This is a genomic window from Chryseobacterium sp. Leaf394 (genome assembly GCF_001424105.1).
Lineage (GTDB): Bacteria > Bacteroidota > Bacteroidia > Flavobacteriales > Weeksellaceae > Chryseobacterium.
Window position 1 is genome coordinate 1,056,730 of record NZ_LMQH01000011.1, and the last position, 22,105, is coordinate 1,078,834.

Below are 22,105 nucleotides of genomic sequence, written 5' to 3' on the forward strand. Positions count from 1 at the left end.
TCCTTTTTTAGCACTCCAGAATGAATTGGAAGCGTTGGCTGAGGAATTTAAAATCAATCCCAAACTCCAGCTTTCGTCAAAAGACAGCCGTTACAAACAGATAAAAATCTACACTGAACAATGTCTGGATTTTGTAAATATTTCCTTCAAAAACTCCTCAAAGTATGGGATTTCAGGGAAGATCAATCAGTCACTTTTAAAGATCAGACAGCAGACAACGAGAATTTTTGAAATTGCCAATCTTTTGGTCATAGATTCACAAAAAGATGATTTATTAAAATCTAAGCAGTTGATATTTAATATTTTATCTTATAAATCTCATAAGAATAATATTGCTGAACTTTTCAATGACAGTACAAGACTGATTTCGCATTTAATTACCAATCATACTGCAGAAACAGGAAGTCACTACATCACGGCAAACCGCAAACAGTACATGAGTATGTTCTACAAAGCCAGCGGTGGCGGAATTATCGTAGGTGCGCTCTGTGTTTTGAAAATGTTGTACGGCTTTATGCCCGGCAGTGATTTTTTTCATGCTTTCCTGTATGCGATGAATTACGCGATGGGTTTTGTCATGATTTATCTGATGAGTTTTACTCTGGCAACCAAACAGCCCGCAATGACGGCTGCTACAATGACTAAAGTACTTTCTGAACAGGGAAATTCGCAGAAAAATTATACTGAGTTTGCAGATTTGGTCTCCAGGCTATTCAGAAGTCAGTTTATTGCATTTGTTGGAAATGTTTTGCTGTCTTTCCCGATTGCGCTGGCGATTATTTATGGTTTGGATGTTTTTTTCTCACAGAATTTAGCAGTGGAAAGATCAGATAAACTTTTAAAGGATTTGGATCCTTTTCAGTCAAAAGCCATTCTTCATGCGAGTATTGCAGGATTTTACCTGTTTATTTCAGGGATTATTTCAGGTAATATTGCCAACAATTCTGTATTTTATCAAATCCCAGACAGGATTGCCAAAAATCTGACTATCAAGAGATGGTTTGGGGGAAAATTTGCCAGGAGTCTTTCAAAATATTACGCAAAAAACTGGGCTGGAATAATTTCAAATTTCTGGTTTGGTGTTTTTTTGGGAGCAACTGCGCCAATCGGTTTTTTCTTCGGGCTTGATCTGGATATCCGTCACATCACATTTGCTGCAGGAAATTTTGCATTGGGACTTTATGGAAAAGACTTTTCCGTAGACAGTTACACTTTCTGGCTGTCGTTTCTCACCGTTTTTCTGATTGGTTTTTTCAACTTTGTGGTGAGCTTCGGTCTTTCCATGTTTTTGGCGTTCCGTTCCAGAAAGCTGAATTTGGGTGAAGTAAGAGATATTTACCGCGAGATTTTCAGGTATTTTTTACGCCGTCCGCTCAGTTTCTTTATTCCGATGCGTTCGGTTTACGACAGGAAATCTGATGCCTTAATCAGCAACAGCATTCCTACAAAATCTGAAGATCATTAAACTTTTCTTCCCCGAATTTCTCCTGAAATTTTTTTAGGAAAAAACTTTTTCTCATCTGAAAATCGTGCTTCAGTAAAGGCGAATTTACTTTTATAGAAATAATTTTATCTTCGAGATTTACAGATTTTATTTCATCAAATAAAGCTTCATCAAGATAGTCTTCAAGGAAATCTTTAATCTCAAACGCCACCAGTTTATCTTCAAAACCATGAATTCTGGCAAAAGATTTTACCAGTTCTGAAGATTGAAATTCTCGTTTTCTGTTTTTTCGCATCGGAGTGTTTTTATAGTTGGATCTCGTGAATAAATAAATCTCTAGTTGTTTCATTCCAATAAAATTGCGAATCTATTTTTTGATAAACAGTAGAATTTTTATTCGGTCTAAACCATTCTGGTATTTCTATTACTCTTTTATAATCTGGTTTTAATTTTAGCCGGATCTCTTCTGAAAAATTTGATTTATGAGCTTCCAATTCATTCACTTTTTTAAATTCATTCCACCATTTCTCAGTCGGTTTCAAATGAATGTAAACTTCGTATTCCTTCGTGAAATGTCCAGATTCCCAATATTTACCGTTTATTGTCAGTACATCTTTCGGGAGTTCAGCATTTGTCCAAAGATAAAAAATCTGTTCTTTATTATCAGTTTCAATTCCACAGCTTATCAGTGTGGTTAGCAAAAAGAATATTTTCAGAATTTTTTTAAAACTTTTCATCCTATTTCAAAAATAATACTTTCTTCATTAATCTTCTTTACGACATTTTCCGTACGTTCCCTGTGCGTATCCGTAATAAAAATCTGTCCGAAATTTTCCTGATTTACAAGTTCAATTAACTGGGAAACACGGCTGTCATCGAGTTTGTCGAAAATATCATCGAGGAGAAGGATTGGAGTTTTTCCCGTCAATTCTTTTACCAAACTCATCTGAGCGAGTTTTAAAGAAATTAAAAACGATTTCTGCTGACCTTGTGAACCGATTTTTTTGATTAAAACTGAATTCATTTCAAAAAGTAAATCATCTTTGTGAATGCCTTTTGAAGTGTAGGTGAGCATTCTGTCGCGGTCAATATTTTCGTGTAGCAGATCTCTGAAAATCTTTTCAGGCCGGTTGCTGTCGTAGCTTTCCAGCAAATGAGATTCGTATTTTACAGAAACAGTTTCCCTGCCGCCGGAAATAATCTGATAAAAATTCTGGACAATCGGATTGAGCTGTGAAACAAACTCTTTCCTTTTCTCAAAAATTTTTGTGCCCGATTTTACGATGGGATCATCATAAATCTCCAAAGAATCTTTGTCCCAGGTTCTGTTTTTGGCGAAGTATTTCAGCAAAGCATTTCTCTGTTGAACGGTTTTCTGGTATTGAATTAAATCAAAAAGATAAGAAGAATCGGTCTGCGAAATCATCGAATCCAGAAACTTTCTGCGGCTTTCCCCCGAATCTGAAATTAAATTTGAATCGTAAGGCGAAATCATGACACTGGGCAGGTAACCGATGTGATCGGCCATTCGGTCATAGCTTTTGTCGTTTTTCTTAATCACTTTTTTGGCCTCTCTTGGCTGAAGAATTTTGATAATATCTTCAGAATCTCCATTTTGAATTTCAGCTTCTATGGTGAAAAAATCTCCGTCATCCTGAATATTGTTCAAATCGCTGTTTCCCAGGAAACTTTTCCCCACCGACAGATAGTGAAGTGCATCTAGAATATTTGTTTTTCCCACGCCGTTGTTGCCAACAAAACAGTTGATTTGCGGGGATAGAGTGAAGTGCTTTTCTGCGTGATTTTTGAAGTTGTAGAGGGTAAGTTTGTTGATGGTCATAATCCTAAAATTTTGTCCAGTTTTTCAGGATTCTGATGATTTTCCCAAAAGGATATGATGGAAATAGTGTCTTTTTCTATGTAATAAACTAAGCTGTAATTCTTCAAAATCAAGATTCGGACATTTTCAGTGAGCATTTTTTTTCCTGTAAAAGGAAAAATTTTCAATTGATTTGTCCTTTGTCTGATAAGGTGTTTCAATTTTTTAGAGTAAGATGTACTTTTGTTTCTTTTGTTCCAGTAATCAAAAATTTCGTCTCGCTGTTGCTTGGCAAAATGGGTCCATACGACTTTTACTTTAGCCATTCCTCATCCATTTTGTCGATTTCTTCTTCGGTGTAGACTTTTCCGTTTTTCACATCATCCATTCCTCTTTCAATCATATTCATCAAATTAGCGGGCAAAACAACCACTTCTTCCTTAAAATATTCATCAACTTCCTCATCAGTCATCGGACGTTCTGAATCATAAAATGAAACAGGTTCTGAAACTGAAAAATCTGTGGTTTCGTCGTTCCAGAATTTCCACAAACGAACAATTTTTTCACGGTCAGCACTTTCTGAGATTGCTCTGAGTAATTTATTCTGAATTGTTTCGAAAGATTCCATCACTACAAATTTTTAGTAAAGGTAAAACATTTCAGACAGAATTAAAAACAAAAGAGGAAGTCCCGAGCAAAGCTCTACCCAAAAAGAAAAGTAAGAATCTCTGTTTGAATTTTCAGAAAAGTAGATGAGAATAAAGGTTGAGATTAAGGTTAAGAAAAAGCTTATAGAAAAGTTTAGTTTTAAATAAATTAAACCCAAAATAGTCGCTGCGAAAACTAAAAAGTAAGCTAAATATTTGGTATTCTGAACTCCGATAATCATTGGGAAAGTCTTCACTGTATCACTTTTCATATCGCGAATATCGAATGGCAAAACCAAAGCGGTAATAAATAAAAAACTGATCAGAAAAATAGGCAGACTGAATTCGGATAATGTAAGCCAGCAATTCATCAGACCCCAGACCAAACCGACGTAAAACACTTTCAGTAAGGGAATTTTTCTAATGTAAGTTTCCAAAAAAAATGAGTTGTAGAGTAGGCCGAGCACGACAATGATAAACCATTTTATCAAGCGTATTTCATTATGGTTTAAAATAATTAAAACTGCTGAAGCGATGCCTGCAACAAAATTTAAAACAAGGATTTTGGGGAAATATTTCGTTTTCTGATATTTTGTGTAAAGATAACCGCTGAAATAAGTGATAAAGATAAGCGCAACGGTCGGCCAGCGAAAGGTTTGCTGTTCCAGCATGAAAAAAACCGCAAAAAAAGTTCCCATCAAAGAGACAAATATTTGGCTGTCGATGATGTATTTTTTCAGTAAATTTAAAGCATTCATTCAGACAAAAATAAGATCTATGAAATCGCCATTAATTAAGTTTGCAAACAGGTACCGATGAAAATGTGGCGATAACATATGACAAAATAAAACAATAAAATCTACATATGAAAACCATATCCAAATGTCTTTTACTGTTATTTGTATTTTTCACAACTTTCATCTTTGCTCAGAATTCTTATGAAGAGCAGTGGAAAAAAATTGCCGAAGGTTATAAAAACGGAGAATTCAAATCGTCACTTCCGCTGATTCTCGACATTCAGAAAAGGGCAATCAAGGATAAAAATGCTCCACAGATCATTAAATCTTTAAAGGCAGAATTTGGAATTTATAAGGAAACCCACGACGATACGAAAAATGATTACGCTTCCGCATTCTTTGCAAAAATAAAAGAAACAGAAAATCAGCTTAAAAAAGATGATCATTTGTTCTTTAAAATCCTTGAAATAGAGTTTTTTGAAGAATATTTCAACCGTACCAGATATGAAATTCAGAATCGGACGAATGTGGCGGAAGGAAATGTTTCTGAAATTGAAACATGGACGAAGCTCGACTTTAAAAATCATTTTAAACAAAAGTTTGCCGAACTTTCGACACTTGATAATCAGCTCAAAAAAGTAAGGCTTGAATCTTACAAAGAAGCACTTGGCGAAAATACCGATTACGATTATTATCCAACTCTGTATGACTGGAAATTAAAGAAAAATATAGATTTTCTGAATAATGAAAGCATTTTCACAAAAGATGAAATCAAAGAAAACCATACTTCTATAAGAAATCTTTATCAGAATTTAATCAGTTTCAACAGGGGAAATCCACAGCTTTATTTTCAACATCAGCTTTTAATTTTTGAAAACAGTATAAAAACCAACGAGCAGTTTCTGAAAAAACAGATTGACATTGTCAATTCTCCCGAAAAAGGCGAATATAAAGTTTTAATCGTTAAAAGAATTGCCGAAGAATTACAGAGAAAATCTGAATTTAAAGAAGCCATCCGCTGGATTGAAAAAATAAAAGCTGAATATCCCAATTCGAAGCTTGTAAGCAATCTGGATTATTTAGAAAATAACATTAAAAGTCCTTTTGTACAGGTTTTTTATGAAGAACACAATATCCCCGAAAAACCAATTCATCTGGTGGCAACGCATAAAAATGCAGACCGCTTTGAAATAAAAATTTATGAGGTTAACGATTTCAAAAATCAATTGCTCTATCTGCAAAGTCTTGATTATGTAGAGTATTACAAAAAGATCGATAAAACTTTAGTAAGAACTGATGTTTTTGAACTTCCCAATCAAAAAGACTATAAAAATTATTCAACCTCACTGGAAATGAAAGGTCTTCCAAAAGGCCTGTATATCGGTGAATATATCAATGGGGGAGATGTTTCTAGGTTTCTGTTTGTTTCCACATCTTCAAGGGTAATTTATGATGAAAAGAAAGATTACATTTTGGTCGACAGAGAAACCTGTGAGCGAAAAATAAATACCCAGCTTCAGAGATATTATTTCAGGGACTACAAAAATGTAAGCGAGACCGAAATATTGATTCAGACTGATAATTTTGCGAAATTTCCTTCCATAAAAAGTTACCACGATTATAATCCCTACCTGATTTATGATGCAGTTTCGGGAGATTTTAATATTTTAAATTCTGTTTATGACGGAGGTGATGACTACAGAAGTCACGAAGAATTGTATCAGGTTTTTCTTGACAGAGAAATTTACAGACCCGGACAGACCGTTCATTTTAAAGTAATCGCCACAAGGCCTGATTATGAAAAACGTAAAGATGTTCTGCTTGTGAATAAAGAGCAGGAGGTGGTCATGTTTGATACTAACCATCAAAAAATATCTTCACAAAAATTCACGACCAATGATTTTGGCTCATTCAGTGGAAGTTTTGAAATTCCCAAAGACAGACTGAATGGAAAATTTTCAATTTATGTTTCTGGAAACCGTTATAATCAGAAATACTTTTCAGTAGAAGAATACAAAAGGCCAAAATTTGAAATCACATTTGATACAATTAAAAGTGAATACAAATATGGTCAAACCATTGAACTGAAAGGAAAAGTCACTACATTTTCTGGAGTTCCGCTGAGCAAAACTGCAGTAAATTTTGATATTAAGAGAGAAAATATCCGAAACAGATATTTCTGGTGGTATCCCGCAGAATACAGCAACGAAAATTCAGTTTTAGGAAAGGTTGAAACCAATGAAAAGGGAGAATTTATCATTAAAATTGATCTTAAAAAAGATGAAAACGTAAAAGGAATTCAGGTTCATAATTACAAAGTAAATGCAACCGTTACCGACCTGAACGGCGAAACCCAAAGTGCCGAAACCAATGTGAAAGTAGCTTCGGTATCGCACTATTTAAAAACAAATCCAGTTTCAGAAGCTTCTGCAAATGAAGATCTTAAAGTAAAAGTCGAGAGCTTTAATTACAATGATGTTGCTTTGGACAAGAGTTACAAAGTTAAACTGATGCAACTGAAGCAACCGGAGCGGATTTTAAGAAATAATTTTAAAAACAATGTCCAAAATCTTCCGAAGATGGGAAGAGATGAGTTTTTAAGCAAATTCCCCCATGACCGATATGATAAATCTGATGACCAGAAAAACTGGAAAGTTTTAAAAACAATTACCGACGGGACAAAATCCGGAAAAGAACTCAATTTCGGTAGACTGAATGCCGGAACTTACAGACTTTTAATCTATAATATTGAAGGCAAAGATTCCATCAAAACAGAGCAGGATTTCAGTGTCTGGGACAAAAAACGTTTGGGTGAAAATCAGTTTCCTTTTCTAAAAATTATTGGGCCTAAAAATGAAGTGAAGAGAGGTTCTACAGTGACGATTTACGCTTATTCTGCTATTCCTGATGCTGAAGTTAATATTTATGTTCAGGACGGATTTGGCGCTCCGAAAATGGAAAAAAGAAAATTCTCAAACGGAATTTTGGCTTTCCCATTGACCATTTCTCAGGAAAAAAATATTGAAAAATATAATGTCCAGTTCGTTCTGGCTCAGTACAACGATGTTCAAAATGAATACATTAATCTCAATATTAAAAATGAAGATCCGCCTCTGAAAATCGAATTGACAACCTTCAGAGACAAGCTGGAGCCCAACTCAAAAGAGAAATGGAGTATTAAAATTTTAGGCAGAGAAAAGGAAAAGGTTGTTGCGGAAGTTTTAGCTAATATGTACGATAAATCGCTGGATAAATTTGTTCCCAATACCTATTCATGGACGAAAATTTACAGACCGAGAAACGTTTTCAAAGATTTTAATGTTGAGATTTATCCATCACAGCTGTATTGGTATCAACAGGTTAAATACCTTGAAACAAAGCAAATCAATCTGCCACAACTTAAATGGTTTGATGAAAATGTTTTCTACGAATTATTGGTAAAATATGGTTTAACGACAGATATGGATGGCGACGGAATTGATGATATGAAAGATGCCTGCCCAAATGTTCCGGGATTGGAAACGTACAATGGTTGTCCGAAGCCGAATGCAATGATGGCAATGGAAGTTTCTTCTGAAAAAAGATCGTCCGGCCGTTTCGCTGATAAAGATGCCGACGGTGTTTTAGATAAAGACGATGCGCCACCGCCGCCTGTAAAAGATGAAGATTTGGATAAGGTAAATGCGAGACAAAATCTTAAAGAAACAGCTTTTTTCTATCCTCACCTGAAAACTGATGCTCAAGGCAATGTAAGTTTTGAATTTACTACGCCGGAAGCTTTAACCAAATGGAAATTAATGTTTCTCGCTCACACAAAAGACGACAGACAGGCAGTTTTAGAGCAGGATATTATCACTCAGAAAAAACTTTCAGTTACGCCAAATTATCCAAGGTTTTTAAGAGAAGGAGATGAACTCTCATTCCAGACTAAAATTTCTAATCTTACCGATACGTCTTTGGATGGAAAGGTTTCACTTCAAATTTTAAATGCCGAAACCAACGAAGACATTTCTTCTTTATTTGGAATTACGGGGTCAATTCAGGATTTTAAAGTTCAGAATACAGGAAATGCTGTGGCAAGCTGGAAGATCAAAACGCCTTACAATAAAGTAAATTCTATCATCATTAAAGTGGTGGCAAAAGCAGGCGATTTCTCGGATGGAGAGCAAATTCCCGTGGCCGTTTTATCGAATAGAATGTTGTTGACAGACGCAGTTCCGATTTTTGTAAAAGAAGGTCAGACCAAAACTTTTACTTTGGAAAGTCTCGCTAATTACACCACGGGAACGGCAGAAAACGTGAGAAATACTTTAGAACTGAAAACCAATCCGATTTGGGAAATTATTTTTGCTTTGCCTGATTTGAGTGAAAATTTAAATATCAGCTCGGATGACTGGTTCAATAGCTGGTTTGCAGATGTGGTTGGTACCGAAATATTTAAAGCAAATCCGAGAATGAAAGCAGTTTTTGATGAATATAAAACTGCTGATCTACTGAAAAGCAATCTTGAAAAAAATCAGGAACTGAAACAGGTTTTACTCGAAGAAACACCTTGGGTTCTGCAATCTCAGTCGGAAACGGAAACGATGAACAGAGTTGCACGACTTTTCGAGGTCAACCAGATGAAAAATTCTATTGCCAAAGACTGGAATATGTTACTGCGATATCAGAATGGCGACGGCGGTTTCCCTTGGCTTCCAGGCTACGAAAGTTCGTACAGCAATTCCTTATACATTCTTAAAAATTTAGGAAAAATGAATGTCTGGCTGAAAGACGGAATCGGAGAATACCAACCAGGCGGACAACAATCTATGGTTTCTCGACTCATCGGTTATATAGATTCTCAGCTGGAAAGACATTGGAGTGAAGAAAAAGACAACCCGTGGAGCAATTTTGCGTTAGATTACTTAGATACAAGACGTTATTGGGAAAAAGAATATCCGATTTCAGGAAAAGGAGAAAGATTAAAACAGATGATTATCGACAGAGCAGATAAGTTTAAAGTAACAGATCTGACATTTTATGGTGTACACCGTGCAGCATTGATTTACGATAATTACGGATTGAAAGACACCTCGAAAAAACTGATTAATTATTTAAAAGAAACCTCAGTTTCATCTGAAACTCAGGGTGCTTACTGGAAGAAAAATCTCAACGACTGGGGCTGGTACGAATCAAAAGCAGTAAATCATGCCGGAGCGATTGAAGCACTGGCAAAAGTAGCACCAAATGATATCGATTTTATTGAGGAATCTAAAATCTGGCTGGCTACACAAAAAGAAACCAATTCGTGGGGGAATTCGTGAACGACGGCGGAAATTATTTACATTATGATGAATTCCGGTAAATCGTGGACAACGCCTGAAGCCGATAAAGCAACGGTGATCTGGGGTGGAAAAGAAGTCGCTCCTCAAACAAAAACCACAGGATTTTTGAAACAGACCATCAATTCAGATAAAATAGATCCGAAATTAGGTCAGGTTACGGTGACCAAAACCGGTCCGGGAATTGTTCAGGGCGGATTGTTCTGGCAATATTATGAAGATATCAATAATGCAAAATCTACCGAGACCTACATTTCGATGACGAGAGAGTTTTACAAAAAAGTTAAAACTACGAATGGCGAAGAACTGCTTAAAATCACAGAAAACAGTCCGTTGAATGTAGGAGACCGCCTTACGGTAAGAATGATTTTAAACTCAGACCGACCGATGCAATATGTTCACCTGAAAGACATGAGAGCTGCCGGACTTGAGCCTGTAGATGTGCTTTCGGGGTATCAGTACAAAAACAATTTGGGTTATTATCAGGCAACGAAAGACGCTTCAACCAATTTTTATATTTATTACATGCCGAAAGGGAAATACGTTTTCGAGTACGATCTCGTTTGTAATGCAGCAGGCAGTTTCTCCAGCGGTTTTGCAACCCTTCAGAATTATTATGCACCTCAAATGAATGCCCGGACAAAAGGCGATAAACTTGAAATTAAAAACTAAGCATCAAATATGAAAAGCATTAAAATCATCTTAATTCTTCTGTGTTTTGGAATTTTCAGCTCCGTTCAGGCTCAGAATTATTACGACAGTCAATGGAATAAAGTTCAGGAAAATACAGATGGAGGAAAGTTTAAAAGCAATCTTCCTATCATTACAGAAATACAAAAACGCGCGATGAAAGAAAATAATGTAGTACAAATTATTAAGACACTGAAGGCAGAATCTGTAGTTGTCAGTCAGACTGCAGAAGACGAAAAAAATGATGTTTCTTCAAAGTTTTTTGCCAAAATTAAAGCAACACAAAAGCAGTTGAAAGGAGATGACAAACTCTTATTTAAAATTTTAGTTTCTGGCTTCGTTAAAGAATATTTTGAAGAGTACAGCTGGAAAATCAATCAGTTAACTAATGTTGATAATCAGGATGTTTCTCACATTGAAACGTGGTCTAAACTGGATTTTAAAAATTATCTTGCGCAATCTTACCAGGAACTGGATCAGTTTAAATCTGATTTAAAAAAGATCAGTTTTAATAAATACAAAGACGTTTTTTACAACAATGCAAATGCAGATTATTTCCCAACATTATACGACTGGTATGCTTTAGAAAAGATTAATTTCCTTGGCAATTCTGGTTTTTTTACTAAAAATGAATTAGCGGAAAACAAGATTCAGATTAATGCCATTTACGACGATCTAATCGCTTCAAATTCAGGAAATTCAAAGCTCTTTTTTTTACATGGTAAACTAAGTGAAAATTGTGGCTATAATTTTTGCAACAATAAGATTGATCAGCTTAAAACTCTTGCCGGTTTAAATATTGAGGGCGACTATAAGGTTTTGATATACAACGAAATTGCTCATCTTTTAGTTGAAAAAGATAACCAAAAAGAAGCTTTGGCACTTATTGAAAAAGTAAAAAAAGACTATCCGAAATCAATGTTTTTAAATAATTTAAAAAACATTGAAAGTGAGATTATAAACCCTTTTCTGAACGTCAGTTATGAGCAACAGACGTTGCCCAATGTGCCAGTTCATATTTCGGCGGAATTTAGAAATGTAGAAAATTTCATCTTTACTATTTATAAAGTTGATGATGTAAATGAATTTTTCCTGTTTACGCAAACAAATTCTTCTGATAAAATGAAAAAAACATTTGTCAGAAAAGATGAGTTTAAACTTAAAGCACCGAAAGATTACAAAACTCATATCGCATCTCTCGAAATAAAACCTTTGCCCACAGGAATTTATTTTGCAGAATATACTGTTGAGAATGATAAAGAAGATCTGAAAAATCAGCATTTTTATTTTTTGGTTTCAGAAAACAAAATTATTTATCAGTCCAAATCTGAAAAAGGAGATTTGCAGAATCTGATGAAATTAGTAAAAAGTGAAAATGGTCAAATCGCAGGCGAAGAAAATCTGATCATCTATGAATATTCCAGAGATAAAAAATTATCTGAAACGAAAGTTGTGACTGATAAAAACGGCGTATTTAAGTTTCCTGCAACCGATAACGAAGACAGTTACAGAAAATATCTGATTAGTCAGCCAAAATCCAATAGCTTCCAGATAATTAATATTTATGGTCACGGCAGATATCTTTACACTCACAGTGAAAACTCAAAGAAAGCACAGATTTTTACCGACAGAGCAATTTACAGACCTGGCCAGACGGTTTATTTCAAAGTAATCAACACTCAGATTGCAAATGATAAAGAATCTGTTGTTGCAAATCTAAAGCAGAAAATTACACTTACGGATGCCAATAATCAGGAAGTTTCGGCTCAGAACTTCGTTACGAATAAGTTTGGCTCTTATCACGGTAGTTTTATTTTGCCGAATGGTAAACTGAACGGAAATTTTACACTTTCTACTGACGGAGATAACAATGGCAACCATAATTTTCAGGTAGAAGAATACAAAAGACCAAAATTTGAAGTCAATTTTGAACCTGTCAAAGGCGAATACAAGTACGGTCAAACCCTTGAACTTAAAGGTAAAGCAATGATGTTTTCAGGTGTGGCTCTGAGCAATACGACCGTGAATTATGAAATTAAAAAACAAAACATCAGATGGAGATATTTCCCATGGTTCCCACATGAATATGGTAATGAAAACTCTATTTTGGGCGAGGTAAAAACCGATGATAAAGGTGAATTTTTAATAGAAGTTAATCTTAAAAAAGATGAAAAAGTTGAAGGAATTCAGATCGATAATTTTGCTATCAACGCTTCGGTCACTGATATTAACGGTGAAACTCAGTCTGCAAATACCAATGTGAAAGTAGCTTCAGTTTCCCATTATATTAGGATAGATGAGATTAAAAATGTTTTTGATAATGAAAATGTAAAACTTAAAGTTGAAACTAAAAATTACAACGAACAGAATCTTAAAAAATCTTATCAGGTAAAACTTTCAAAATTGAAATCACCGGAAAGAATTTTCAGAGACCAATTCAAGGACGAAATTCAGAACTTGCCGCAGTTTTCTAAAACTGAATTTGTTGCGAAATTTCCTAACGATCGTTTTGATAAAAATGATGAAAATAAAGAAGTTCAATCCATTATTTTAAATAAAACGGTGTATAGCTCTGAAGATGAAAGTTTGAATCTCGGCAAACTGAATGCTGGAAATTATGAACTGGAATTATTCAATATCGAAGGTAAAGACACGATTAGAACCAAACAGAATTTTGCTGTTTTCAATAGAAAATCAGTAGACAAAAACCAAAATATTTTTCTTGAAGTTGTGCAGACGCAAACAGAATTAAATCGGGGCGCAACTGCTGAGATATACGTTTATTCTTCCATTCCAAATGCTTTGGTCAATGTGTTTGTTCAAAACGGTGTCAGTGCGGTTGTGAGTTCTGTTCACAATATGAAAAATGGTGTTCTCAAATTTCCGGTCACTGCTCCGCAGGACGAAAAGATTTCTAATCTCAATATTAGTTTTCAGATTGTTGCATTCAATGATGTTCAAACAAAAACGGCAGAGTTTGCTATTGTAGACAACTCCAAAGATATAATCATCGAAACGGTAACTTTCAGAGATAAAATAGAACCAAATTCTAAAGAAAGATGGTCTGTAAAGGTTATAGGTGCCAATAAAGAAAAAATCAGTGCAGAGGTTTTAGCGAATATGTATGATATGTCTTTGGATCAGTTTAGTTCAAACAGATATCTGTGGAATTCAATGAGACAGTTCAATGATAATTTTGATTACTTTTCAATTGGAAACGCCCTTGATGAATTATCTTATCAAAAAGATATTGATTACCTCCGTCCAATTTCCTTTGGCAATCCCACATTCAGCTGGACTTATGACGCAGATATGTTCGCAGAAGATGGTGCAACACCTTATAAGGAATATTTGGATGAAGCTGGTGGGAGAGCTGGATTCAATAATGCTTCGCCTATAATGAGATTATCGAGCATGAGTATGGATGATGCAGCGGTAGAAATCCTCAATTCTGGAAGACAGCTTTCAAAAGAAGAAAAGATGCAATTCACAGATGTCATCGATCCTACACAATTGAGTCAAAAACTTGCCAATACAGTTCCAGTCCGCCAAAATCTAAACGAGACCGCATTTTTCTATCCCGATTTAAAAACTGACAAAGACGGAAATGTCAGTTTCGAATTCACATCTCCCGAAGCTTTAACAAAATGGAAACTAATGTTTTTAGCTCATACCAAAGATGCAAGAGCAGCTACTTTGGAGAAACAGGTCGTTACGCAGAAAGAGTTTTCAGTAACTCCAAACTATCCGAGATTTTTAAGAGAAGGAGATGAACTGAATCTTCAGTCAAAGCTTTCAAACTTAACAGACAAAAAATTAAGCGGAACAGCTCAGCTTCAAATTTTAGATGCCCTTACCAATGAAGAGATTACCGAAAGATTCGGATTAATTCGAAATAATTCGAGTGCATTTGAACTGAAAGAAAACGGAAATTCAGCTTTAGCATGGAAAATTGTTGTTCCGAAAGATGTTTCCTCAATTATTCTAAAAGTTGTTGCGAAGGCCGGAAATTATTCTGACGGCGAGCAAAAAGCAATCGCTGTTTTACCAAACAGAATGCTTGTAACAGAAGCGGTTCCCGTTTTTGTAAAAGAAGGAGAAACCAAAACTTTTGAGCTTCCAAATCTTAAAAATAACAGTTCAACTACGATATCCAATGTTTCCAATACTTTAGAATTGACGACAAATCCAATCTGGGAAATTATGTTTGCATTGCCAAGCCTTAAAAATGATCAGAACAATTCTGCTGATGTTGTTTTTAATAAATGGTTTGCCGATGTTTTGGCCTCGGAAATTTTTAAAGCCAATCCAAAACTGAAAACGGTTTTTGAAGATTATCAAAGCAAAGGATTGTTAACTTCAAATCTTGAAAAAAATCAGGAACTGAAACAGATGTTGCTTGATGAAACGCCATGGGTTTTGGAAAGTAAAAATGAAACAGAGCAAATGCAGAAATTAGCGTTGCTTTTTGATGCAAACACGATGAAAAATTCTATAAAAAGCGATTGGGATGAGCTTAAAAAACTGCAGAATCCTGATGGTGGTTTTTCCTGGTATCAGGGTTATCCTAGTTCGTATTCTACATCACTTTATATTTTGAAAAATTTAGGAAAAATCAATCTTTGGTTAAAAAATAATTCTAAAGATGAAGGAAATTCTGAACAAACAGATTTGGTTAAAAAACTGATTCAGTATGTCGATTTGGAAGTTGGAAAATATGATGTGAAAAAAGAAAATGTCTGGACAAATTTGACGTTGGATTACCTGAATGCAAGAAATTACTGGGAAAAAGAATATCCTTTGACCGGCAAATCTGCAACATTGAAATCTTTGGTTAAAGAAAAAGCCAAATCCGCCAAAATCACAGATTTTACATTCTTCGGACTGCACCGTGCAGCTTTACTGATGAACGACTATGGTCTGAAAGATGTTTCAGAAAAATTATTAACTTATTTAAAGGAAACCTCAGTTGATTCTAAAAATCAAGGCGTTTACTGGAAACAGAATTTAGACGACTGGGGCTGGTTCAACTCAAAAGTGGTCAATCATGCAGGCGCTTTGGAAGCTTTCAATAAATTGAAACCAAACGATCAGAAATTCATTGAAGACATGAAAATCTGGTTAATTACTCAGAAAGAAGTCAACTCATGGGGAAGCTCAAGAGGAACTGCAGAAGTTATTTTCACGATTTTAAATTCAGGAAAATCATGGACTACAAACGACAGCGATAAGGCAACAATTATTTGGGGCGGGAAAGAATTAAAGCCGGAAACTCAGGCAACCGGTTATGTGAAATCTTCTATAAAAGCAGACGTTTTAGATAAAAAATTAGCGACAGTTACCGTTACAAAACCAGGCACAGGAATTGTGCAGGGCGGATTATTCTGGCAGTATTATGAAGATTTAGATAAAATAAAATCTTCTGAAAATTATCTTTCAGTGACGAAAGAACTGTATAAAAAAGTAAAAACGGTTAACGGCGAAGAACTGAAAAAAATCACACCAAAAACTCCACTGAAAGTGGGCGATAAAGTGACCGTAAGAATGATTCTGAACACCGACCGTGCTATGGAATTTATCCAGATCAAAGATATGAGAGCGGCAGGTTTTGAGCCTTTAAGTGTAATTTCGGGTTATCAGTGGAAAAACAGTTTGGGATATTACCAGTCTACGAAAGATGCTTCAACAAATTTTTATATCCAGTCAATGCCAAAAGGGAAATATGTTTTTGAATACGATTTGATCTGTAATGCTTCCGGAGTTTTCTCCAACGGAATTACCACCATTCAGAATTATTATGCGTCGCAAATGAATTCAAATACGAAAGGTGTAAAAGTGGAAATCAAGGAATAATTTAAGAAATTTAAAAAATGAAAAAAACAGTAATCTTGTTTTCATTGATGTTCAGCTCTTCTGTTTTTGCCCAGACTCAGGCTGAAATGAATAAAATGGCTTACGACAATTATTCGAAAGCTGACAAACAACTCAATTTAGTGTACGGTGAGATTTTAAAGAAATATGTGAAGGATCAGGTTTTCCTGAAAAAACTAAAAGTTGCGCAGAATCTCTGGATAAAATTTCGGGATGCTCAGGTTGCAGCAAAATATCCTGAAGAAGACAAACAATATCATTATGGAACAGCATTTCCTGTTTGCTACAATATTTCGATGCAGGAACTTACAGAGCAGCGAACAAAAGAATTGAAAGTTTGGCTTGAGAAATACTATGACGGCGACGTTTGTAGTGGTTCAGCAAGGTAATTAATAAATGAATTTTCAATTAAATCATCATCGAGTTTGAGTTTAAACTAAAAATTAAAACAAAAAAAATAATATATTTGTTTGTATACAATTAATCAGACTATGGAAAACGTTTTCGACTCAAAAGATGCTCAGAATTACATCAATAGAATAAATAATCTCGTAGAAGATACACACGGAATGTGGGGAAGAATGACGGTAGACCAGATGTTGGCGCATTGTTGTGTAACTTATGAAATGGTTTACGAGCCCGAAAAACATAAAAAACCAGGCAGCATTGCCAAATTTATTCTCAAACGCTTTGTGAAGCCAAAAGTGGTGAGCGAAAAAGCGTATCCCAGAGATTCGCCTACAGCACCACAATTTGTGATTTCAAACAGAAGAAATTTTCACGATGAGAAAAAAAGACTGATAGGTTTTATTCAGAAAACGCAGCAGCTGGGAGCAGAGGCTTTTGAAGAGAAAGAATCTTTTTCTTTCGGGAAATTAAAGTCTCATGAATGGAACAATATGTTTGCAAAGCACCTTAATCACCATCTGAGCCAGTTTGGCGTTTAAAATTTTACCATGAAAAAATTATTATTTCTGTTCTTATTCTGCACTGCCTTCTGTTTTGCACAAATGCCGAATATTTCTAAAGTCTGGCTCAACGACAGCAAGCCGTACGTAGGGACGATAGGGAAAGAAGGTGAAGTGTTAAAACTTAAGATCAATATTTCTGAGCAGGATAAAAAAAATGATCAGGAATATTTCGTCTCGGGATATTCTTTGGTAGATAAAGTGTATGCAAAATTTGAAGGTAAAATGAAAATTACCAAATACAAAAATTCTGCAAAGAGAAGTACTGTTTACGGTGAATACGAGCTGGCTGAGGAAAATAAAGGCAAGCACTCCGGTGAGTTTAAAGGAACATTTGTTTATACTTTTACCTGGAACAGAGAAAAAGATCAGATTGAAAATCCTGTCATCACCCTGAAAGGAGACTGGTCGAGCTATGATAAAACCATGAATTTCAAAACAAAACTCAAAAACCAATAATGATGCTGAGAAAAATATTTGCAGTGATTGGCGGTATCGTCGTTGCCAATCTGATCATCTTTCTGGTGGAAGCCGTCGATCATATGATTTACCCGATGCCCGACGGTGTTACTTACGAAAAAGTGGAAGCTTTTAGAAAATATGTTCAGGAACTCCCTGTAGAAGCAAAAGTGATTGTAATTTTTGGATATGCCTTCGCTGCTTTTTCAGCAGGATTTGTGTCTACAAGAATTGCAAAGGACAGAAAACCGTACTGCGCAATTTTCTGTGGGGCAGTACTTTTGTCTGTGATTATTTTGAATTTCACTATGCTTCCTACACCAACCTGGATGTGGATTTGCGGTCTTGCGGCTCCTTTTCTCGTTTTCCCGGGATACAAAATGGCTTTAACTAAAAGTACGGTGTAAAATCACCACGATGACTTTTATTCCAAACTGAAAATGTACGGGATGATTTAAAAAAAATAAAAACCTAGCTATGAAATTAGGCGTATTCTCACTAAGTTTAAGTGTAAAAGATTTGGCTAAATCTAAAGAGTTTTACGAAAAACTGGGCTTCTCTTCCATGGGTGGAAGCATGGAAAACAATTATCTCATCATGAAAAACGGGAGCACCCTGATCGGTCTTTTTCAGGCGATGTTCGACGGAAATATGCTCACCTTCAATCCCGGCTGGGACGAAAATGCACAGAATCTCGAAGACTTCGATGATGTAAGACTCATTCAGAAAAATCTCATGGAAAGCGGAATCGAACTGGAAAAAATCGCCGATGAAACCACCACCGGCCCGGAGCATATCTTCCTCAAGGATCCCGACGGGAACATGATTCTTATCGATCAACACAGAGCATGAGTAATGTGTGATGAGCAATGAGTAATAAATGATGATTGATAAATGATGAATAAATCTCGCATCTCAAATCCCGAAACTCATAACCTAAGTCACAAAACTCGCAACCCGAATCCCGTAACCCGAATTTCAAACCTTGAATCTTAAATCTTAAACCTTGAATTTCAAATATCAAACCTCAAATCTCAAATACTAAATACCATGGCAACAGTAAACGTTTATCTTACCTTCAACGGTAATTGCAGAGAAGCATTCGAATTTTATCAGACCGTTTTCGATACGGAAATTCCTTACATGGGAACTTTTGGTGAAATGCCTCCTCAGGAAGGAACCGAAATGTCTGAAGAAGACAAAAACAAAATTATGCATGTGAGCATGCCGATTTCCAGCGAAACAGTTTTGATGGGAAGCGACGTTGCTGGCGAATACGCAGAACAGGTCACGATGGGAAATAATTTCGCCATCTCTGTGAATGCAGAATCCCGTGAAGAAGCCCAAAGAATCTACGAAAGACTGGGCAGACAGGGCGGACACATGAAAATGCCTATGACAGACACATTCTGGGGTGCATATTTCGGTATGCTCACAGATCAGTTTGGTATAAACTGGATGGTCAATTACGACGACCCCTCTAAAACGCAACAACATCCTTAAGATGTATTAAAATAAAGACCGTCAGTTTCTCTGGCGGTTTTTTGTTTTTTAAAAACGTTTAATTTCAATGACAATTTGACTTTTTGAATAAATGAGAATTAGATAATCTGACCATTTACGTCACAAAATTGATCTTCAATCCGACTCTTTGTCTGTTATTGATTTTTAGTATTGATTTTGATTATTTGATAGAGAATATTTATTGTCCAACTATACATGAAACTTATTAAACCCTTTTCTGCCTTCCTTTTTCTTTTGACAGGATCGTTTTCAATTGCTCAAACCAATGATCTCGGAGCCTGGTATATGTATTTTGGAAACAATAAAATCAGCAATAAATTTAATTTTCATAATGAAATTCAGTACAGAAGTTTTGACGGAACAGGTGATCTCGAACAGTTGCTGATCCGTACCGGAATTGGATATGACCTTACCGAAAACAATAATAATGTTTTGCTGGGGTACGGTTTTATCCTCAGCCAACCCTACAGAAACGGTGAAAAAACTGAGAATATTGAGCACCGGATTTTTCAGCAGTTTATTACAAAACAGAAATTCGGAAGGTTTAATCTTCAGCAGCGTTACCGTCTGGAAGAACGTTTTTTAGAAGATGATTTCAGGATGAGATTCAGATATTACATCGGTTTAAACATTCCTTTAAATAATAAAGAGATGAGTCCTAAAACTCTGTATTTATCGGCTTACAATGAATTTTTTCTTCATCTGAACAGCCCTGTTTTTGACCGGAACCGTGTGTACGGCGCTTTAGGATTTGTTATTAATAAAAATATGAAAATTGAAGCCGGCTATATGAATCAGATTCAGGAAAATAAAAACCGCGGACAGATACAGATCGGGTTTTATAACAACATTCCCTTCACGGGAAACTAAAGTAAAACAAGACCAGATTCGGTCTTTAAAAATACAGAGAAATTTAATTTTAATCTGAACATTTCCGTTTGTTACTGAGATTATTTTTAAATTTAAATTAAATAAAAACTACACTAAAACTCAAAAATAATGATTCACGATTACGTAATTATTTCAATAGCCGTGCTGCTTTCCGTCATGATTCTTGTAATGATTGGTCAGAAGCTGAAAGTTGCCTATCCCATTTTCCTTGTCATTGCGGGTTTGCTGGTAAGTTTCATTCCCGGAATGCCGCAAATCGAGATTGAGCCAGATCTCGTTTTCCTCATTTTTCTTCCTCCGATTTTATTTGAAGCTGCGTGGTTTACCTCATGGCAGGATTTCCACAAATGGAGAAAACAGATTTTTTCCATGGCTTTCGGTCTGGTATTTCTTACCTCAATCGTTGTTGCTTATCTTTCATCCTCAATTATTCCAGGGCTTACGGTGGCGATGGGATTCCTTCTAGGCGGAGTAAATTCTCCTCCCGACGCTGTTGCTGCAACATCAATTTTAAGGAATATGAAAATTCCGAAAAAAATTACAACCGTTTTGGAAGGGGAGAGTTTAATCAATGATGCTTCGAGTTTAATTGTATTTAAATTTGCTTTGGCGGCAGTTATTTCCGGGCAGTTTATTTTCCGCGAAGCCGTTCAGGACTTCTTTACAATGGCGATTGGCGGTGTCGCTGTAGGAGTCGGTGCAGGGCTTGTTTTCGGTAAGTTTTTAAGGATGATTCCTTCCAATTCAAATATTGACACAGTGATTACTTTGATTGTTCCCTATGTGATGTATGTTGCGGCAGAACATTTTCATTTTTCGGGAGTTCTCGCCGTAGTTGCAGGTGGTTTGCTGATGTCTTACAATTCACATTGCTATTTGAGTCACACCTCAAGAATCCAGACAGGAAATGTCTGGAGCGTTGTAATTTTCTTAATGAATACCATTATTTTCATACTGATAGGTCTCGAACTTCCGGTTGTTATTGAATCCATGAAAGATTACACCATTTCTGAAGGTATTTTTTACAGTATTGTCATCGGTGGAGCCATCATTTTTACACGTTTGGCTTACAGTTATGCAATAGTTTATGTTCCAAGGCTTTTTTCAAAAAAAGTAAGGCACGAAAACCCAAAACCCGACTGGAAAGAGCCTTTTATCATCAGTTTTGCGGCGATGCGAGGTGTTGTTTCTCTGGCTGCAGCACTGTCAATCCCAGTTTACATCAGTCCGGGCGAACCTTTTCCGCACAGAAATATAATTTTATTCGTAACTTTTGTCATCATTTTAATTACCTTAGTAGGGCAGGGTCTCCTGCTTTCTCCAATATTAAAATGGCTGAAAATAGAAGATGCCGGAAGTGAATTGCCTGAGGAAAAGCAGGAAGCAATCCTGATGCGGAAACTGAAAGAAACAGCTCTGGAAAAACTGACAAGTGATTTTTCTGAACTTTCAGAAAAAAACAAACTCGTAAAACACCAGATTCACAAGCTTGAAAATGAGATGATGATGATGGCTGATAAAGCCCAGTGTATGGCGACAACAGGAGACTACGTTCTGGCAATGAATGAGAATAAAGACGTGCTGAGACAGGTGATTCAGGCACAGCGTAATGAACTTCACCGCATGAAGCGTGAGAAAATTTTTGATGATCACGTGATGAGAACGATAGAAATGCAGCTCGATTTTGATGAAGCAAAAATCACAGGTTTTGCACACACTTAATATTTAAAA

Annotated in this window: 18 protein-coding genes; 12 read left to right on the plus strand and 6 right to left on the minus strand. The window is 35.8% G+C overall.

The genetic code is table 11. From position 1 onward, the window contains the following. Positions 1-1,465: site-specific recombinase (locus ASG21_RS09315; RefSeq protein ID WP_241773480.1), on the plus strand; the 1,465-nt coding region annotated here is incomplete at its 5' end. On the opposite strand, the gene ASG21_RS09320 is transcribed toward ASG21_RS09315, so the two are convergent. From ASG21_RS09320 to ASG21_RS09345, 6 genes are read right to left on the minus strand one after another with little or no spacing between them, the layout of a single operon-like run. Then, positions 1,443-1,739: a hypothetical protein gene (locus ASG21_RS09320; RefSeq protein ID WP_056078731.1), complete on the minus strand. Its 297-nt coding sequence runs from the start codon at positions 1,737-1,739 to the stop codon at positions 1,443-1,445. The two genes, ASG21_RS09315 and ASG21_RS09320, sit on opposite strands and share 23 nt — an antisense overlap. Before the next feature lie 10 nt (positions 1,740-1,749). Further along, positions 1,750-2,145, minus strand: coding sequence for a hypothetical protein (locus ASG21_RS09325; RefSeq protein WP_128414267.1), 396 nt, complete (start codon positions 2,143-2,145; stop codon positions 1,750-1,752). Between the two features lie 32 nt (positions 2,146-2,177). Continuing rightward, a complete protein-coding gene (locus ASG21_RS09330) occupies positions 2,178-3,284 on the minus strand; it encodes a DNA replication/repair protein RecF (RefSeq protein WP_056078739.1) in 1,107 nt (368 codons plus the stop codon). Next, positions 3,281-3,589: a type II toxin-antitoxin system RelE/ParE family toxin gene (locus ASG21_RS09335; protein WP_056078742.1), complete on the minus strand. Its 309-nt coding sequence runs from the start codon at positions 3,587-3,589 to the stop codon at positions 3,281-3,283. Before ASG21_RS09335 ends, ASG21_RS09330 begins: the two co-directional genes overlap by 4 nt. After that, positions 3,577-3,891, minus strand: a complete 315-nt coding sequence (locus ASG21_RS09340; RefSeq protein ID WP_056078746.1) for a hypothetical protein — start codon at positions 3,889-3,891, stop codon at positions 3,577-3,579. The genes ASG21_RS09335 and ASG21_RS09340 overlap by 13 nt, the downstream gene beginning before the upstream one ends. Before the next feature lie 12 nt (positions 3,892-3,903). Continuing rightward, positions 3,904-4,668 carry a hypothetical protein gene (locus tag ASG21_RS09345; protein ID WP_056078749.1) on the minus strand — a complete coding sequence of 255 codons (765 nt, stop codon included), beginning with the start codon at positions 4,666-4,668 and terminating at the stop codon, positions 3,904-3,906. Between the two features lie 107 nt (positions 4,669-4,775). Here ASG21_RS09345 and ASG21_RS09350 point away from each other — a divergent pair, with 107 nt between their 5' ends. From ASG21_RS09350 to ASG21_RS09395, 11 genes are all read left to right on the plus strand, one after another. Then, positions 4,776-9,953, plus strand: coding sequence for an MG2 domain-containing protein (locus ASG21_RS09350; protein WP_241773481.1), 5,178 nt, complete (start codon positions 4,776-4,778; stop codon positions 9,951-9,953). Positions 9,954-9,977: 24 nt separating this feature from the next. Further along, positions 9,978-10,643: a hypothetical protein gene (locus tag ASG21_RS20595; protein WP_241773482.1), complete on the plus strand. Its 666-nt coding sequence runs from the start codon at positions 9,978-9,980 to the stop codon at positions 10,641-10,643. Positions 10,644-10,652: 9 nt separating this feature from the next. Then, a complete protein-coding gene (locus ASG21_RS09355) occupies positions 10,653-16,514 on the plus strand; it encodes an alpha-2-macroglobulin family protein (RefSeq protein WP_056078752.1) in 5,862 nt (1,953 codons plus the stop codon). A 17-nt stretch (positions 16,515-16,531) separates the two neighbouring features. After that, a complete protein-coding gene (locus ASG21_RS09360) occupies positions 16,532-16,921 on the plus strand; it encodes a lysozyme inhibitor LprI family protein (protein WP_056078757.1) in 390 nt (129 codons plus the stop codon). 102 nt (positions 16,922-17,023) lie between these two features. Continuing rightward, positions 17,024-17,479, plus strand: a complete 456-nt coding sequence (locus ASG21_RS09365) for a DUF1569 domain-containing protein (RefSeq protein WP_056078760.1) — start codon at positions 17,024-17,026, stop codon at positions 17,477-17,479. A gap of 9 nt (positions 17,480-17,488) precedes the next feature. After that, complete coding sequence (locus ASG21_RS09370; protein WP_056078763.1) at positions 17,489-17,959, plus strand: hypothetical protein; 471 nt, start codon at positions 17,489-17,491, stop codon at positions 17,957-17,959. Beyond that, positions 17,959-18,366, plus strand: coding sequence for a hypothetical protein (locus ASG21_RS09375; RefSeq protein ID WP_056078767.1), 408 nt, complete (start codon positions 17,959-17,961; stop codon positions 18,364-18,366). The genes ASG21_RS09370 and ASG21_RS09375 overlap by 1 nt, the downstream gene beginning before the upstream one ends. Before the next feature lie 70 nt (positions 18,367-18,436). Next, positions 18,437-18,811 (plus strand): VOC family protein, encoded by a 375-nt coding sequence (locus ASG21_RS09380; protein ID WP_056078770.1) that lies wholly within the window; start codon positions 18,437-18,439, stop codon positions 18,809-18,811. Positions 18,812-19,009: 198 nt separating this feature from the next. Further along, complete coding sequence (locus ASG21_RS09385) at positions 19,010-19,462, plus strand: VOC family protein (protein ID WP_056078772.1); 453 nt, start codon at positions 19,010-19,012, stop codon at positions 19,460-19,462. Positions 19,463-19,678: 216 nt separating this feature from the next. After that, positions 19,679-20,353, plus strand: coding sequence for a DUF2490 domain-containing protein (locus tag ASG21_RS09390; protein WP_056078775.1), 675 nt, complete (start codon positions 19,679-19,681; stop codon positions 20,351-20,353). A 129-nt stretch (positions 20,354-20,482) separates the two neighbouring features. Next, entirely contained in the window at positions 20,483-22,096 is a 1,614-nt protein-coding gene (locus ASG21_RS09395; protein WP_056078778.1) for a Na+/H+ antiporter, read from the plus strand. The last annotated feature ends 9 nt before the right edge of the window (positions 22,097-22,105 follow it).

Coding starts and splice junctions, on each gene's coding strand:
- ASG21_RS09320 (WP_056078731.1), bottom strand. CDS start 1,739: ATGCGAAAAAACAGAAAACGAGAATTTCAATCTTCAGAACTGGTAAAA.
- ASG21_RS09330 (WP_056078739.1), bottom strand. CDS start 3,284: ATGACCATCAACAAACTTACCCTCTACAACTTCAAAAATCACGCAGAA.
- ASG21_RS09335 (WP_056078742.1), bottom strand. CDS start 3,589: ATGGCTAAAGTAAAAGTCGTATGGACCCATTTTGCCAAGCAACAGCGA.
- ASG21_RS09340 (WP_056078746.1), bottom strand. CDS start 3,891: ATGGAATCTTTCGAAACAATTCAGAATAAATTACTCAGAGCAATCTCA.
- ASG21_RS09345 (WP_056078749.1), bottom strand. CDS start 4,668: ATGAATGCTTTAAATTTACTGAAAAAATACATCATCGACAGCCAAATA.
- ASG21_RS09350 (WP_241773481.1), top strand. CDS start 4,776: ATGAAAACCATATCCAAATGTCTTTTACTGTTATTTGTATTTTTCACA.
- ASG21_RS20595 (WP_241773482.1), top strand. CDS start 9,978: ATGATGAATTCCGGTAAATCGTGGACAACGCCTGAAGCCGATAAAGCA.
- ASG21_RS09355 (WP_056078752.1), top strand. CDS start 10,653: ATGAAAAGCATTAAAATCATCTTAATTCTTCTGTGTTTTGGAATTTTC.
- ASG21_RS09360 (WP_056078757.1), top strand. CDS start 16,532: ATGAAAAAAACAGTAATCTTGTTTTCATTGATGTTCAGCTCTTCTGTT.
- ASG21_RS09365 (WP_056078760.1), top strand. CDS start 17,024: ATGGAAAACGTTTTCGACTCAAAAGATGCTCAGAATTACATCAATAGA.
- ASG21_RS09370 (WP_056078763.1), top strand. CDS start 17,489: ATGAAAAAATTATTATTTCTGTTCTTATTCTGCACTGCCTTCTGTTTT.
- ASG21_RS09375 (WP_056078767.1), top strand. CDS start 17,959: ATGATGCTGAGAAAAATATTTGCAGTGATTGGCGGTATCGTCGTTGCC.
- ASG21_RS09380 (WP_056078770.1), top strand. CDS start 18,437: ATGAAATTAGGCGTATTCTCACTAAGTTTAAGTGTAAAAGATTTGGCT.
- ASG21_RS09385 (WP_056078772.1), top strand. CDS start 19,010: ATGGCAACAGTAAACGTTTATCTTACCTTCAACGGTAATTGCAGAGAA.
- ASG21_RS09390 (WP_056078775.1), top strand. CDS start 19,679: ATGAAACTTATTAAACCCTTTTCTGCCTTCCTTTTTCTTTTGACAGGA.
- ASG21_RS09395 (WP_056078778.1), top strand. CDS start 20,483: ATGATTCACGATTACGTAATTATTTCAATAGCCGTGCTGCTTTCCGTC.